At 36.9% G+C, this 15609-nt stretch carries 14 protein-coding genes and 2 riboswitches; of the genes, 11 read left to right on the forward strand and 3 right to left on the reverse strand.

All coding sequences use genetic code 11. From position 1 onward, the window contains the following. The first annotated feature begins 248 nt into the window (after nucleotides 1-248). From tsaE to tsaD, 4 genes are read left to right on the forward strand one after another with little or no spacing between them, the layout of a single operon-like run. Nucleotides 249-722: a tRNA (adenosine(37)-N6)-threonylcarbamoyltransferase complex ATPase subunit type 1 TsaE gene (tsaE, locus tag AC1Q8N_RS28325; RefSeq protein WP_098049471.1), complete on the forward strand. Its 474-nt coding sequence runs from the start codon at nucleotides 249-251 to the stop codon at nucleotides 720-722. Continuing rightward, nucleotides 703-1395, forward strand: a complete 693-nt coding sequence (gene tsaB, locus AC1Q8N_RS28330; RefSeq protein ID WP_048542995.1) for a tRNA (adenosine(37)-N6)-threonylcarbamoyltransferase complex dimerization subunit type 1 TsaB — start codon at nucleotides 703-705, stop codon at nucleotides 1393-1395. The genes tsaE and tsaB overlap by 20 nt, the downstream gene beginning before the upstream one ends. Before the next feature lie 13 nt (nucleotides 1396-1408). Further along, complete coding sequence (rimI, locus tag AC1Q8N_RS28335) at nucleotides 1409-1852, forward strand: ribosomal protein S18-alanine N-acetyltransferase (RefSeq protein WP_000367200.1); 444 nt, start codon at nucleotides 1409-1411, stop codon at nucleotides 1850-1852. Then, nucleotides 1852-2868 (forward strand): tRNA (adenosine(37)-N6)-threonylcarbamoyltransferase complex transferase subunit TsaD, encoded by a 1017-nt coding sequence (gene tsaD, locus AC1Q8N_RS28340; protein ID WP_493521504.1) that lies wholly within the window; start codon nucleotides 1852-1854, stop codon nucleotides 2866-2868. Before rimI ends, tsaD begins: the two co-directional genes overlap by 1 nt. A gap of 407 nt (nucleotides 2869-3275) precedes the next feature. Here the strand turns inward: tsaD and AC1Q8N_RS28345 are convergent, their stop codons facing one another. Continuing rightward, entirely contained in the window at nucleotides 3276-5201 is a 1926-nt protein-coding gene (locus tag AC1Q8N_RS28345; RefSeq protein WP_217993443.1) for an ABC-F family ATP-binding cassette domain-containing protein, read from the reverse strand. A 187-nt stretch (nucleotides 5202-5388) separates the two neighbouring features. Between AC1Q8N_RS28345 and AC1Q8N_RS28350 the strand changes: the two genes are divergently transcribed. Next, complete coding sequence (locus tag AC1Q8N_RS28350; RefSeq protein WP_000437704.1) at nucleotides 5389-6018, forward strand: redox-sensing transcriptional repressor Rex; 630 nt, start codon at nucleotides 5389-5391, stop codon at nucleotides 6016-6018. Nucleotides 6019-6044: 26 nt separating this feature from the next. Here the strand turns inward: AC1Q8N_RS28350 and AC1Q8N_RS28355 are convergent, their stop codons facing one another. Continuing rightward, nucleotides 6045-6239, reverse strand: a complete 195-nt coding sequence (locus AC1Q8N_RS28355; protein WP_048542998.1) for a YdiK family protein — start codon at nucleotides 6237-6239, stop codon at nucleotides 6045-6047. Then, entirely contained in the window at nucleotides 6236-6985 is a 750-nt protein-coding gene (locus AC1Q8N_RS28360) for a CPBP family intramembrane glutamic endopeptidase (RefSeq protein WP_000745348.1), read from the reverse strand. The genes AC1Q8N_RS28355 and AC1Q8N_RS28360 overlap by 4 nt, the downstream gene beginning before the upstream one ends. Nucleotides 6986-7386: 401 nt before the next feature. Here AC1Q8N_RS28360 and groES point away from each other — a divergent pair, with 401 nt between their 5' ends. The 6 genes from groES (at nucleotide 7387) to AC1Q8N_RS28390 (ending at nucleotide 15334) form a co-directional block, all read left to right on the forward strand. Further along, nucleotides 7387-7671 (forward strand): co-chaperone GroES, encoded by a 285-nt coding sequence (gene groES, locus AC1Q8N_RS28365; protein WP_000917306.1) that lies wholly within the window; start codon nucleotides 7387-7389, stop codon nucleotides 7669-7671. A gap of 38 nt (nucleotides 7672-7709) precedes the next feature. Then, nucleotides 7710-9344 (forward strand): chaperonin GroEL, encoded by a 1635-nt coding sequence (groL, locus tag AC1Q8N_RS28370; protein WP_001029984.1) that lies wholly within the window; start codon nucleotides 7710-7712, stop codon nucleotides 9342-9344. Between the two features lie 139 nt (nucleotides 9345-9483). Beyond that, nucleotides 9484-9585, forward strand: a riboswitch (purine riboswitch). 165 nt (nucleotides 9586-9750) lie between these two features. Then, the gene (gene guaA / locus AC1Q8N_RS28375; RefSeq protein ID WP_493521505.1) at nucleotides 9751-11289 is read left to right on the forward strand and encodes a glutamine-hydrolyzing GMP synthase; all 1539 of its coding nucleotides are present in this window, start codon (nucleotides 9751-9753) and stop codon (nucleotides 11287-11289) included. A 153-nt stretch (nucleotides 11290-11442) separates the two neighbouring features. After that, nucleotides 11443-11544: riboswitch (purine riboswitch) on the forward strand. A gap of 128 nt (nucleotides 11545-11672) precedes the next feature. Continuing rightward, entirely contained in the window at nucleotides 11673-12998 is a 1326-nt protein-coding gene (locus tag AC1Q8N_RS28380; RefSeq protein WP_000833097.1) for an NCS2 family permease, read from the forward strand. Between the two features lie 145 nt (nucleotides 12999-13143). Then, nucleotides 13144-13845: a response regulator transcription factor gene (locus tag AC1Q8N_RS28385; protein ID WP_000190041.1), complete on the forward strand. Its 702-nt coding sequence runs from the start codon at nucleotides 13144-13146 to the stop codon at nucleotides 13843-13845. After that, complete coding sequence (locus tag AC1Q8N_RS28390) at nucleotides 13829-15334, forward strand: sensor histidine kinase (RefSeq protein WP_098079692.1); 1506 nt, start codon at nucleotides 13829-13831, stop codon at nucleotides 15332-15334. Before AC1Q8N_RS28385 ends, AC1Q8N_RS28390 begins: the two co-directional genes overlap by 17 nt. Nucleotides 15335-15609 lie beyond the last annotated feature (275 nt).

The following is a 15609-nucleotide window of genomic DNA, read 5'->3' on the forward strand; positions in this document are numbered from 1 at the left end:
TCCCGTGGTGTAGTGGTTAACATGCCTGCCTGTCACGCAGGAGATCGCCGGTTCGACCCCGGTCGGGACCGCCATTTTATATAAAGAAAAGAACGAAACATGTTGTTTCGTATTTTTTTATTTGTTTTAACAAAAAACTAATAAAGACAGTCAAACTATCCTTAGGAAAACTCCTAAGGACTTTTTTATATATTCAAAACCTGTATAATAAAGAGCAGAGAACATTGTGAGTAAAGTAGGTGAAGTCTGTGAGTAAATATGAAATAACAACAAACTCTTCTGAGGAAACACAAAGATTATCAGAAAAACTAGGTGGACTTGCCCAGGCGCAAGATGTAATTATTTTAGAAGGAGATCTAGGGGCTGGTAAGACAACTTTTACAAAAGGACTAGCAAAAGGTCTTGGAGTGAAAAGAGTTGTAAATAGTCCTACCTTTAATATTATTAAAGAATATAAAGGGAGATTGCCGCTATATCATATGGACGTGTATCGCTTAGCAGAAAGTGAAGAGGACTTAGGTTTTGATGAGTATTTCTACGGTGAAGGAATTACTGTAGTAGAATGGGCTCATTTAATAGAAGCATTTTTACCAAATGAGAAGTTACAAATTAGTTTATTCCATGCTGGAGATGATACAAGGAAAATTGTACTCGAGCCAATTGGAGATCGATATATTAGATTATGTGAGGAGCTATTACAAGATGAAAGTACTAGCAATTGATACTTCAAATTACGTAATGGGTGTATCCCTTATTGAGGAAGGAAACGTAATTGGGGAAATCATTACAAACTTAACAAAAAACCATTCTGTACGTCTTATGCCAGCTGTAGAGAAATTGTTAAAAGAATGTGGTGTAAAACCGAAAGAATTAACTAAAATAGTTGTAGCTGCTGGACCTGGATCATATACAGGTGTTCGCATAGGTGTGACAGCTGCAAAAACATTAGCTTGGTCACTTCAAATACCAATTGTAGGTGTATCAAGTTTAGAAGTAGTGGCTGCAAACGGTGCTAATTTTGATGGATTAATTTGTCCTTTATTCGATGGAAGACGCGGACAAATTTATACAGGGTTATATACATATGAAGGAGAGCATTTAACTTCTATAGAAGAAGACCGAATCATCCTTATTGTAGACTGGTTGCAAATGTTAAAAGATACAGGAAAGCCTGTTTTATTTATTGGTAACGATGTTAAACTGCACAAAGAGACGATTATCGAACATTTAGGCAACCAAGCTGTATTTGCTCCCTTCACTAAAAATAACCCAAGACCAAGTGAGTTAGCTTTCTTAGGGTTACAAAAAGAAGAACAAGATGTACATTCATTTGTTCCTAGTTATCTTCGTTTAGCTGAAGCTGAAACAAAGTGGTTAGAAAGTCAAAACAAGTAGGAGCTTGCAGAAGATGGATATGATATTTAGAAAGATGGAACTCGATGATATCGCTCAAATTGTAGCTATTGAAGAAGCGTCTTTTTCAACTCCTTGGACTGCAGATGCCTTTCACCGTGAGTTAACGACGAATGAACATGCACATTATGTTGTGTTAGAAAAAGATGGTCGTGTAATTGGGTATTGTGGATTGTGGATAATTATTGATGAATCACATATAACAAATGTAGCTATTTTGCCAGAATACAGAGGTCAAAAGCTAGGGGATGCTTTATTGAAAGAAGTTATTTCCGAAGCGAAAGATTTAGGGGTAAAAACGATGACGCTTGAAGTACGTGTATCAAATGAAGTGGCAAAACAGTTATACAGAAAATACGGATTTCAAAATGGTGGAATTCGTAAACGATACTATGCAGACAATCAGGAAGATGGTCTCGTAATGTGGGTGAATATATAATGGAAAAAAATACAATTATACTTGGTATTGAAACAAGTTGTGATGAAACAGCAGTAGCAGTTGTTAAAAATGGAACGGAAATTATTGCGAATGTCGTTGCATCACAAATTGAAAGTCATAAACGTTTCGGCGGAGTTGTACCAGAGATTGCATCCCGTCATCATGTAGAAGAAATTACAGTTGTGTTAGAAGAAGCTTTAAAAGAAGCAAATATCACATTTGATGATATTGATGCAATTGCTGTAACAGAAGGACCTGGGTTAGTAGGAGCGCTTTTAATAGGGGTAAATGCAGCGAAAGCAGTGGCTTTTGCACATGATATTCCTCTAGTGGGTGTTCATCATATCGCTGGGCACATTTATGCGAACCGTTTAGTAAAAGAAGTTCAATTCCCACTACTATCACTTGTTGTATCTGGTGGACATACGGAGCTTGTTTATATGAAAGAACATGGTTCATTCGAAGTGATTGGTGAAACAAGAGATGATGCAGCTGGAGAGGCATATGATAAAGTAGCTCGAACGTTATCCATGCCATATCCAGGTGGTCCTCACATTGATCGCCTTGCACATGAAGGGGAACCGACAATTGATTTGCCTCGTGCATGGCTAGAACCTGATTCGTATGATTTCAGTTTCAGTGGATTGAAATCAGCAGTTATCAACACTGTGCATAACGCGAAACAACGCGGGATAGAAATTGCACCGGAAGATTTAGCAGCAAGTTTCCAAGCGAGTGTAATAGATGTGCTTGTAACGAAAGCATCTCGTGCAGCAGAAGCGTATAACGTAAAGCAACTGCTTCTTGCTGGTGGAGTAGCTGCGAATAAAGGACTTCGCGCACGTTTGGAAGCGGAATTTGTGACAAAAGAAAATATCGAGCTAATTATTCCTCCACTATTTTTATGTACCGATAATGCAGCGATGATTGCAGCCGCAGGTACAATTGCATATGAACAAGGAAAACGTGCTACATTAGCTCTAAATGCAAATCCAGGATTAGATATTGAAGAATAGTTATGCACAAAATTAACCACAGCTTGTGGATAAAACCCATATTATCTGTTGATAATGTGGGTTTTATTGTGTATATAAAATGTTGATAACTTTTTTGAGATTTGTGGATAATGTGGAAAAGTTATTTTGGGGTTTATTTTATAAAGGTGGATATGTGTATAAACCTGTGGATAAAGTAGGTGAAGTCTGACCTTTGAATGTATTCTTTTTTGGGAAATAAATCGCAAGAAGATATCTCTAAAAAACATTTTGAAATGTGCCCTTATTATAGGGGCGAGCCAACATTGTCAAACTTTGTCGGTAAATCGGTATGTCGTGTCGAATCGTTTATACCCTAGCTAGAAGATAAAAAGGATGTCGCATAGTCAAAAATCCCGACTTATGAGACATCCTTCTTATTCATACTCTTATAAATGTAATTCTTCCCATTCTGCCATACAAGCATCAAGTTGCTCTTGTAGTGTTTGCTTTTTCGTTGTAATTTCACTAGCCTTTTCATAATCTGCGTATATTTCTGGTAAGCAAAGTTGATCTTCTAACGTAGCAATTTCTTCTTCAAATTCTACAATATTTTGTTCTAGTTCCTCAATTTTTCGAGTGCGTTGACGTTCTAATTGTTTACGCTCTTTTTCTTCGAGATAATTTAATTTCTCTTGAGCTACAGTTTTTTGAACAGGTGCTTGGTTTTCTTGATGTTCAAATGCTGCACGTTCAATCATTTCATTTTTCTTCTCTACATAGTAATCGTAATCGCCTAAATACTCTTGTGCACCTTCTGTTGACAACTCAACAACGGTCGTCGTTACACGATTAATAAAGTAGCGGTCATGTGAAACAAATAGAAGGGTGCCTGGATAATCAATTAAAGCATTCTCCAAAATTTCTTTACTATTTAAATCAAGATGGTTCGTAGGTTCATCGAGAATTAATAAATTCGATTTTTGCATCATAAGTTTTGCAAGAGCTAATCGAGCTTTTTGTCCACCACTAAGAGAAGATACTGGTTTTAGTACATCATCCCCTGTGAATAAGAAGTTACCTAATATCGTGCGAATTTCTTTTTCGGGCTGCAATGGATATTCATCCCATAACTCATTTAAAACTCGCTTAGAAGATGTTAAGTTTGCTTGTTCTTGATCATAATAACCAACAGATACATTGGATCCGAAAGAAACATCACCATTTAATAGTGGTAACTTATTCACAAGTGATTTTAATAATGTGGATTTCCCAATTCCGTTTGGACCAACTAAAGCAACGCTATCCCCGCGAGTTAAGCGCATAGTTACATGTTCAATAATCGGATCATCATCATAGCCGATAGTTGCATCCTTTACTTGTAAAACATCATTTCCACTTTGTTTTTCGATATCGAAGTGGAAGGATGCTGACTTAGAATCACCTAATGGTCTAGTCAATAATTCCATTCTATCTAATTGTTTACGACGGCTTTGAGCACGTTTTGTCGTAGATGCGCGCGCTATATTTTTTTGAACGAAATCCTCAAGCTTAGCGATTTCATCTTGTTGTTTTTCATAACGTTTCATGTCTTGCTCGTATAATGCTGATTTTAAGTCTAAATATTTACTGTAGTTACCAACAAATCGTCTGCTTTCTTTATTCGAAATTTCATATACTTGTGTAACGAGTTTATCTAAGAAATAACGGTCATGGGAAACGATTAGTATTGCGCCAGGATAGCCTTGTAAATATTGTTCAAGCCATGTTAACGTTTCGATGTCTAAATGGTTTGTAGGCTCGTCCAAAATAAGTAGGTCTGGTTTCGTTAATAATAATTTACCGAGAGCTAATCGTGTTTTTTGTCCACCGCTTAATGTAGAAATCGTCGTCTGGTGCGTTTCAACTGGGAAGCCAAGACCACTTAAAATCGAGCGAATATCTGCTTCATATTGATATCCACCTTGATCTTTATAATCTAATTGCAATTGGTCATAATCAGCTAATAATCTTTCATATGTAGCCTCGTTTGAAAAGTTTTCTTCTTTTCCCATTTCTTGCTCTAGCCTTCGAAGTTTTGTCTCCATTTGCTGCAAGTGTGTAAAGACGGTTAACATTTCATCCCAAATTGTTAAAGACGTTTCTAACCCGGTATTTTGAGCTAAATATCCGATTGAGACATCTTTTGGTTTTATAATTTCGCCACCATCATGAGATAGCTCACCAGCTATTATTTTTAATAGTGTAGATTTTCCGGCCCCATTTCGTCCGACTAATGCGATACGATCTTTCGTTTGAACTTCCAATTTTATGTTTGCAAGAATCGTTTCGGCACCGTATAATTTCGTAAGCGCGTTTACTTGTAATAAAATCAATGTTTTCACCTCAAATAATTTCTTAACTTTGCCATGTTTATATTTCTCAATCATACTAAAAATAGTGTATAGTTTAAAATAAAGAGAGAATACTTCTTCTCTTTATTATACAGGGAAATTCATGAGTGCTAAACTTCTGTATTTGATTCAAGTATATGAATAAAGATAGGAAGAGAGGAGAGGTTATATGGAGCAGCAAAAAATTCCACAGGCCACTGCCAAACGATTGCCTCTATACTATCGATTTATCCAAAACTTATCTCTTTCTGGTAAGCAACGTGTTTCATCAGCCGAATTGAGTGAAGCGGTAAAAGTTGATTCCGCAACGATTCGAAGAGATTTTTCATATTTTGGAGCGTTAGGGAAAAAAGGTTATGGATATAACGTAAATTATTTATTATCATTTTTCCGTGAAACACTCGACCAAGATGATATAACACGTGTAGCACTTATTGGAGTAGGTAATTTAGGGACCGCTTTCTTACATTATAATTTCACGAAAAACAATAATACAAAAATTGAAATGGCGTTTGATGTTAGTGAAGAGAAAGTCGGGACAGAAATCGGGGGCATTCCTGTATATCATTTAGATGAATTAGAAGAACGTTTATCAACTGATATACAAGTGGCAATATTAACAGTACCCGCTACAGTAGCACAATCTGTAGCAGATAGATTGGCAGAAACGAACGTGCATGGTATTTTAAATTTCACACCAGCGCGCTTAAATGTGTCAGATAATATAAGAATTCACCATATTGATTTAGCGGTAGAGTTACAAACACTTGTTTACTTTTTAAAGAATTATCCACAATAAAACGCAGAGGAAGCGACCTCTGCGTTTTATTGTTGTTTTTTCTTTGTGAATTTAACTAATATAAGGCGAAGTGCCAAATTAAAATCAATTGTTGCCATAACTGCAAATAGTATTGTCCACATATTCCAGATTGTATCTGTTACGTTCGTAATGGCGAAGCGTGTAAAGATACATCCTAGAAGGAAGTACAATGCAGCCATGAACAATGGTGAGTTCCTCATACTAAAAATCCTCCGATAAAGCCTTGCATTTTTTCAGCTTCTTTAATCATTTCTTGAATTTGTTCATTGCTCATTAAAACTTGAGCAACTGCAACTAATGTATTCATTGCAACATGAGCTGCGATAGGGACGATAATACGCTTCGTTTTTACATATAAAAAGGCGAATACGAGTCCCATAGAAGTGTATACCAATAAGTGAGTGAAATCAAAATGAATTGCTGCGAATACAAGAGAACTAATGATAGCAGCAATAAAGAAGTTAAATTTCTTATAAAGTGTACCAAATAAAATTTTTCTAAATACGATTTCTTCCAAAATAGGTCCTATTATAGAGATAACGATAAGGAACCAAGGTGTCGTTCTTGCGATATCCATAAGTCTTGCTGTATTTTCTGATCCAGGTTTAATTCCTAATACACGCATTTCTATCATACCGGCAATACTTTGTGAGAAAAATGCTAGGAAGAACCCGATAAAAATCCAACCAATCGTAGCTGGAACAGTAGAGCGCATTGTATCTAAACGTCTGTCACGAATATCTGTTCTAAGTAACCAAAGTACGATACATAATGCAATAAAGAAGCTAATGATTGCCCAGTGGCCAGTTATGAGTTGAAATTTCTCTTCTCTAGTAAATCCCCTGTTATCATAAAGTCCAGTTTTCAGAAGAAGTGGTAATCCAGCAATGGATGATAACTGCATTAAAATGTATGTAACGATAACCCACCAATATTGTTTTTTCAAATGGTTTAACCATCCTTTCTAACTCTAGTGTATGAGATAAGGTAGGATAACATGTAAATATGCTACCTACGATATAAACCTCGCTTAAATTATGTTTTTTTCGTAAATCCTTATTTGAAATTATAATAGAAGACAGGAGAAAGTTGTGTGTATAGCGAAAACAATTTAGGGTGTCCTTTCATATTGTAACATACGATTAGTGGAAACAACGATTCATATAGTAAAGGTAGAAGAAGAGGGACTCTATATAGAAAAGTGTATAGCTTAATTTGCGAAAAAATTATGATTTTTTTACTTGCAAAAGAAATTGAGATTATTTATTATTATAAGTGTGTTAGCACTCGAGTGACTTGAGTGCTAATAAATAAAATTTACATAACAAAATGAGGAGGTTATTGTTCATGCTAAAGCCATTAGGTGATCGCGTTGTAATTGAGCTTGTTCAAGCGGAAGAAAAAACAGCAAGTGGTATTGTATTACCAGACACTGCAAAAGAAAAACCACAAGAGGGTAAAGTTATTGCAGTAGGTACTGGTCGAGTGCTTGAAAATGGTGAGCGTGTTGCTTTAGAGGTAGCAGCAGGTGATCTTATCATCTTCTCAAAATATGCAGGTACTGAAGTAAAATACGAAGGTACTGACTACTTGATTTTACGTGAAAGTGACATTTTAGCAGTTATCGGTTAATTATATAAATCTTAAAAAACTCAAGGGGGTCAATTATTATGGCAAAAGATATTAAATTTAGTGAAGAAGCACGTCGTTCGATGCTTCGCGGTGTCGACACTCTTGCAAACGCAGTAAAAGTAACGCTTGGACCAAAAGGTCGTAACGTTGTACTTGAGAAAAAATTCGGTTCACCACTTATTACAAATGATGGTGTAACAATCGCAAAAGAAATTGAATTAGAAGATGCATTCGAAAATATGGGTGCAAAATTAGTAGCAGAAGTTGCTAGCAAAACAAATGATGTAGCTGGTGACGGAACAACAACTGCAACTGTATTAGCACAAGCTATGATTCGTGAAGGTCTTAAAAACGTAACAGCTGGTGCGAACCCAATGGGTCTTCGTAAAGGTATCGAAAAAGCTGTTACTGCTGCAATTGCAGAATTAAAAGAGATTTCTAAACCAATCGAAGGTAAATCTTCTATCGCACAAGTAGCTGCTATTTCTGCAGCTGACGAAGAAGTAGGTCAATTAATCGCTGAAGCAATGGAGCGCGTTGGTAACGACGGCGTTATTACTTTAGAAGAATCTAAAGGATTTACAACAGAATTAGACGTAGTAGAAGGTATGCAATTTGATCGTGGATATGCATCTCCTTACATGATTACTGATTCTGACAAAATGGAAGCAGTTCTTGATAACCCATACATCTTAATTACTGATAAGAAGATTTCTAACATCCAAGAAATCTTACCAGTATTAGAGCAAGTGGTACAACAAGGTAAACCACTTCTTATCATCGCTGAAGATGTAGAAGGCGAAGCTTTAGCTACATTAGTAGTGAACAAACTTCGTGGTACATTCAATGTAGTAGCTGTTAAAGCTCCTGGATTTGGTGACCGTCGTAAAGCAATGCTAGAAGATATCGCAATCTTAACTGGTGGCGAAGTAATCACTGAAGAATTAGGTCGTGACTTAAAATCTGCTACAATTGAATCTTTAGGACGTGCTGGTAAAGTTGTTGTAACGAAAGAAAACACAACTGTAGTTGAAGGTATCGGAAATTCACAACAAATCGAAGCTCGCATCGGTCAAATCCGCGCGCAATTAGAAGAAACTACTTCTGAATTCGATCGTGAAAAATTACAAGAGCGTCTTGCAAAACTTGCAGGTGGCGTAGCAGTAATTAAAGTAGGTGCAGCAACTGAAACTGAGTTAAAAGAGCGCAAACTTCGCATTGAAGATGCACTTAACTCAACTCGTGCAGCAGTAGAAGAAGGTATCGTTGCAGGTGGTGGTACTTCACTTATGAACGTATACACGAAAGTAGCTTCTATCGTAGCTGAAGGCGACGAAGCAACAGGTATCAACATCGTACTTCGCGCACTAGAAGAGCCAGTTCGTCAAATCGCAATCAACGCTGGTCTAGAAGGATCTGTAGTTGTAGAGCGTCTAAAAGGCGAAAAAGTAGGCGTTGGTTTCAACGCAGCTACTGGCGAGTGGGTTAACATGCTTGAAACTGGTATCGTAGATCCAGCTAAAGTAACTCGTTCTGCACTTCAAAACGCAGCATCTGTTGCAGCTATGTTCTTAACGACTGAAGCTGTAGTAGCTGACAAACCAGAACCAAATGCACCAGCAATGCCTGACATGGGCGGCATGGGCATGGGCGGTATGGGCGGAATGATGTAATTCCGTTTGCTCGAAAAACATCCATTTCTATATAGAAATGGATGTTTTTTTATGTTTTTTAGAAAAGGAAATGAATTTCTGTAGAATTTTGTCGCTTTCTCTCTTGACCATATCGATACTTCATTGTTAGAATCTAGGAAGATAATATAAAACAATCCTTCATATATCCTCGATGATATGGTTTGAGAGTCTCTACCGGGTTACCGTAAACAACCTGACTATGAAGGCAGTGCGTCTTATATTTATAAAGAGCGGAAGACTATCTTTCTTTATAAAGCCAGACCCCTGCCTTTTCTTTGTTATGAGACTAGAGGCGGAGGACTGGCTTTTTTTATTATATTAGTAATGCTTTTTGCCTAATTGGTAAAAATATTTATATACGAGAACTAACGTTGGGGTGATTATTTTGAAGAAGCAGCATGATACAATTATCGTTTTAGATTTTGGGAGTCAGTACAATCAGTTAATAGCACGTCGAATTCGTGAGTTCGGTGTATACAGTGAACTTCATCCACATACAATTACTGCAGAAGAAATTAAAGCAATGAATCCAAAAGGGATTATCTTCTCTGGTGGACCAAATAGTGTATACGGTGAAGGCGCATTACATTGTGATGAAAAAATCTTTGAACTAGGATTACCGATCTTCGGTATTTGTTACGGTATGCAGCTTATGACACAACACTTCGGTGGTAAAGTAGAACGTGCAAACCACCGTGAGTACGGAAAAGCTGTTCTTAAAGTCGAGAACGAATCAAAATTATATGCGAACCTTCCAGAAGAGCAAGTTGTATGGATGAGCCATGGTGACTTAGTAACTGGTTTACCTGAAGGATTCGTAGTAGATGCAACAAGTGAGTCTTGTCCAATTGCTGGTATGAGCAATGAAGACAAAAACTTATACGGTGTACAATTCCACCCAGAAGTACGTCATTCTGAGCACGGTAACGATTTAATTAAAAACTTCGTATTCGGCGTATGTGGTTGTTCTGAAGGATGGAACATGGAGAACTTTATCGAAGTAGAATTAGAGAAAATCCGTGAAACTGTTGGAGACAAAAAAGTACTATGCGCACTTAGCGGCGGTGTAGACTCTTCTGTTGTAGCAGTATTAATTCATAAAGCAATCGGCGATCAATTAACATGTATTTTCGTTGACCACGGCTTACTTCGCAAAGGTGAAGCAGAAGGCGTTATGAAAACATTTAGCGAAGGCTTCCACATGAACGTTATTAAAGTGGATGCACAAGAACGTTTCATGAACAAGTTAAAAGGTGTAGAAGATCCAGAACAAAAACGTAAAATCATCGGTAATGAATTCATTTACGTATTTGATGATGAAGCTTCTAAATTACAAGGAATGGACTTCCTAGCGCAAGGTACACTTTATACAGACATCGTTGAAAGCGGTACAGCAACTGCACAAACAATTAAATCTCACCATAACGTTGGTGGTCTTCCACAAGACATGCAGTTCAAATTAATTGAGCCTTTAAACACGTTATTTAAAGATGAAGTACGTGTATTAGGATCAGAACTAGGAATTCCTGATGAAATCGTATGGCGTCAACCATTCCCGGGCCCTGGTCTTGGTATTCGTGTATTAGGTGAAATCACAGAAGAGAAATTAGAAATCGTTCGTGAATCTGATGCGATTTTACGTGAAGAAATTATTAAAGCGGGCTTAGACCGTGAAGTTTGGCAATACTTCACTGCGCTTCCTGGTATGCGTAGCGTAGGTGTTATGGGTGACGAGCGTACTTACGATTACACAGTAGGTATCCGCGCAGTAACATCTATCGACGGTATGACAGCTGACTGGGCACGTATCCCTTGGGACGTATTAGAGAAAATCTCTGTACGTATCGTAAACGAAGTAAAACACGTTAACCGTATCGTGTATGATATAACAAGTAAGCCACCAGCAACTATTGAGTGGGAATAGTATTATACAAAAGATCCATCTAGTGCTCATGCATAGATGGATCTTTTGTGTTTTTACCATTAATACGAACGAAAGTATAAAAGTTTATAAAAATGTTCGCTTTTAAATTGACAAAACTACTTCATCGAGTTAATATGAGTATGTAATTCAAACGAAAAGTGAATATTATGCCGTCGTATAATATCGGGGATATGGCCCGAAAGTTTCTACCTAGCTACCGTAAATGGCTTGACTACGAGGCGTTTAGATAAAGATGAGGGGAAACTTGTCTTTATTCATAGAACGCTTCCATGTATATGCAATGGAAGCCTTTTTTATTTTTAATAGATAAAAGAGGGCTAGGGAGATTACGGCGAGTAATCATATAACGGGGGAAACGTAAGATGAAACGCTATTTTCAGTTTGATGAACTCGGTACAAATTATAAAACAGAGTTCATAGCAGGTTTAACGACATTCTTATCTATGGCTTATGTACTATTTGTCAATCCTGCTACGCTATCACTTGGAAATGTTAAAGGGTTACCAGCAGGTACAGGAATGGATCCGGGTGCAGTATTCGTTGCTACAGCATTAGCAGCAGCGATTGGTTCGTTAATTATGGGGATATTCGCGAAGTATCCAATTGCATTGGCGCCGGGTATGGGAATTAACGCGTTCTTTGCTTATACGGCAGTGTTAACGATGGGTATTCCATGGCAGACAGCAATTGCTGGAACGTTAATGTCAGGTATTATCTTTATTATTCTTACAGCTTCAGGTATTCGTGAAAAAATCATTAATGCAATTCCATCAGAGTTAAAGTTTGCAGTAGCGGCAGGTATCGGATTGTTCATTGCCTTCCTTGGCTTCCAAAATGCCGGAATTATTGTGAAAAATGATGCTGTTCTTGTTGGGTTGGGGGATTTAACAAAGGGCACAACGTTACTAGCAATCTTCGGGGTTGTTACTACAATCATCTTCATGATTAAGAAAGTTAATGGTGCAGTGTTCTACGGTATGATTCTTACAGCAATCTTAGGAGTAGCGACAGGATTAATTGATACTCCAAAAGCTGTGGTGGGAGCAATACCGAGTCTAGAACCAACGTTCGGTGTGGCGTTAACTCACTTCGGAGATATTTTCACTGTTCAAATGGTGATTGTTATTATAACGTTCTTCTTTATCGATTTCTTTGATACAGCAGGTACACTTGTAGCGGTTGCGAATCAAGCTGGATTAATGAAGAACAATAAATTACCACGTGCAGGAAAAGCATTATTTGCAGATGCTATTGCAACTGTAATCGGTGCAATCTTAGGTACATCAACAACAACGTCTTACATTGAATCTTCTGCTGGGGTAGCAGCGGGTGGACGTTCTGGATTTACAGCAGTTGTAACAGCAGGATTCTTCTTGCTGGCACTATTCTTCTCGCCATTATTAAGCGTTGTAACACCAGCTGTAACAGCGCCAGCATTAATTATTGTAGGGATCTTGATGGTTTCATCTTTAGGCGAAATTGATTGGAAGAAATTCGAGATTGCAGTACCAGCATTCTTTACAATTATTTCAATGCCACTTACGTATAGTATTGCGACAGGGATTGCAATCGGGTTTATCTTCTATCCAATTACAATGGTAGTAAGTGGTCGTCGTAAAGAGATTCATCCAATTATGTATGTTATGGGAGTTTTATTCGTACTATATTTCATCTACGTTCGTAAATAAAAGGGGTTTTTTGAAAGGTCTAGACTTAAGGGGAGTCTAGACCTTTTTTGCGTCTTCAGAAAATCTTAAGGATTTCCGAGCGTTTTTCTTCAGAAGTTTTCCTATAATAGAAGTTAGGGATTAAAAAAGTGATGGGGGAGATATTGTGGCAACCGAAACAATACTTGTCGTAGATGATGAAAAAGAAATTAGGAATCTTATTACAATCTATTTAAAGAATGAAGGATATAAAGTATTGCAAGCAGGAGACGGAGAAGAAGGATTACGTTTACTAGAAGAAAATGAAGTACATCTAGTCGTATTAGATATTATGATGCCAAAGGTAGATGGTATCCATATGTGTATGAAAGTAAGAGAATCGAAAGAAATGCCAATTATTATGCTTTCTGCGAAAACGCAAGATATGGATAAAATTTTAGGATTAACAACAGGTGCAGATGATTACGTAACGAAACCATTTAATCCGTTAGAGTTAATCGCAAGAATTAAATCTCAGTTACGTCGTTATATGAAGATGAATGGTTTTGCTATTCAAAATGAGGACGAGTTAGAAATTGGAGAGATGAAAATAAACATTTCAACCCATAAAGTTATTGTGGATGGAGAAGAAGTGAAACTGACACCGAGGGAATTTTCAATTTTAGAATTACTAGCTCGTAACCCGGGTATGGTCTTTAGTGCGGAACAAATTTATGAAAAGGTTTGGAATGAAAGATCTTTCCAGTCGGATAACACGGTAATGGTTCATATTCGGAAAGTGCGTGAGAAGATTGAGGAGAATCCAAGGAAGCCTAGATATATAAAAACTGTATGGGGAGTGGGGTATAAGATTGAAAAAGATATTTAATCCATTTACTTATATTAGGAAAACTAGAGAATTAATTGAAAAGCTAGTGAAGAGGGTGAAGCGGAGTGTACGCATTCAACTTATTACTGCGTTTACTGCTTGTGCGTTGTTAGGGATTTTGTCAGCAAAAGCAGCAGCACCTTTTTTTGAGAATGCGAATCGGCAGGCGACAATCGATTATCGGTCTGGTATGGAGCGAATTAATCAACAAGCTCAAAGTGTAGCAAATAGTTCAGTTCATGAAAATAAATTAGAAGCTATATCAAGTATGATTGAAATAGAGAATCAAAATTTAGAACAAAACTCTAGAGCTTTAAAAGTGTTGGTTACTGACGAGAGTGGAAAAGTTTTATATAAGACGAAGCAGGCGCAAGAAGAACAAATTGATTTGCATAATACAATTCGTAATGCATCATCGTTTGCGATTAATTATATGAATGGTAGAAAAGAATTCGAAAGTACGAGAAAAGAATTTATAGCTTTTGCACCTATTACAATAGAAGATAAGAATTTATACATGTTTGTTAGTGGGATTCCGGAAGGTGAAGTAATATATGATACGCAAGAAGGACCGTTTCCATTTTTCATAGGTGTACTTGTATTTATTTTCTCTTTCTTCTATATAACAAAGAGAAAGATGAAGCAAATTGAAGCGATGGCACAAGGTGTAAAGGAAATAGAAAAAGGTAACTTAGCGTACCGTATTGAGAAGAAAGGTGAAGATGAGATTGCGTCTTTAACCGAGAATATTAATAATATGGCGGAAGAGCTTATGAATAATATAGAAAAGGAACGTAAATTAGAGAAGCAAAAGAATGAGCTTATTACGAATGTATCTCACGATTTGCGTACACCACTGACTTCTATTATGGGTTACTTGCGATTACTTCGAGATTCTAAATATGAAAATAAAGAACAACATGATGAGTATACGAGAATTGCTTTTGCGAAGTCGGAGCAGTTAAAGAATTTAATAGAAGATTTATTTGAGTATACGAAGTTAACAAATGAGCAAGTTGTATTAGAAAAACAAGAGGTTTGTATAAATGAGTTATTGGAGCAATTAATAGAAGAGTTAGTACCGCAGGCAGAAGAGCATGGACTTGCGTTTGTTAAGAAGTTTCCTGAGGAACGTGCCTATGCAGCGGTTGATTCGGAAAAGATGGTACGTGTATTTGATAATCTATTAATGAACGCGATTAAGTACAGTAAAGATGATGGGGAGATAAAAGTTTCTCTTCAAAGGCAGCGCCGGGATATACAAATTGTAATTGCGAATCATAGTGAAGAGTTTACAAGAGAAGAGCTAGGGAGTTTGTTTGAACGTTTTTATAAGAAGGATCAATCTAGAAGTAGAGTAACAGAAGGATCGGGACTTGGATTAGCGATTGCGAAAAGTATTGTTGAGCTGCAAGGTGGTAGTATTCGAGCAGAATATGAGGATGGTATTATTCAGTTTATCGTCTCGTTACCAATTATAGAAAAATAATAAATGAATAGAATGATATTTGATAAAAAGGCTTATTTTAAAAGAAATAAGCCTTTTTATATTTTTTTAGAAAAATATGTTGACGATTAGAGTATAGAGGTGTAATATAGGACAAGTCGCCGATGCAATAACGCAGAACGCGGCAAACGAAATGAAAAACTTAGTTGACATTGAAACATGAAGATGTTAACATAAGGGAGTCGCAAATGAGCGACCGAGTAGTTCTTTGAAAACTGAACGAAACAAACAACGTGAAACGTCAATTTTTATTTTTA

This window comes from Bacillus sp. GW823-FHT06B01 (assembly GCF_058952315.1).

Excerpts from the sequence above, each read along its gene's own strand:
- tsaB (WP_048542995.1), top strand. The coding sequence starts at position 703 with ATGAAAGTACTAGCAATTGATACTTCAAATTACGTAATGGGTGTATCC.
- rimI (WP_000367200.1), top strand. The coding sequence starts at position 1,409 with ATGGATATGATATTTAGAAAGATGGAACTCGATGATATCGCTCAAATT.
- tsaD (WP_493521504.1), top strand. The coding sequence starts at position 1,852 with ATGGAAAAAAATACAATTATACTTGGTATTGAAACAAGTTGTGATGAA.
- AC1Q8N_RS28350 (WP_000437704.1), top strand. The coding sequence starts at position 5,389 with ATGGAGCAGCAAAAAATTCCACAGGCCACTGCCAAACGATTGCCTCTA.
- AC1Q8N_RS28355 (WP_048542998.1), bottom strand. The coding sequence starts at position 6,239 with ATGAGGAACTCACCATTGTTCATGGCTGCATTGTACTTCCTTCTAGGA.
- groES (WP_000917306.1), top strand. The coding sequence starts at position 7,387 with ATGCTAAAGCCATTAGGTGATCGCGTTGTAATTGAGCTTGTTCAAGCG.
- groL (WP_001029984.1), top strand. The coding sequence starts at position 7,710 with ATGGCAAAAGATATTAAATTTAGTGAAGAAGCACGTCGTTCGATGCTT.
- AC1Q8N_RS28380 (WP_000833097.1), top strand. The coding sequence starts at position 11,673 with ATGAAACGCTATTTTCAGTTTGATGAACTCGGTACAAATTATAAAACA.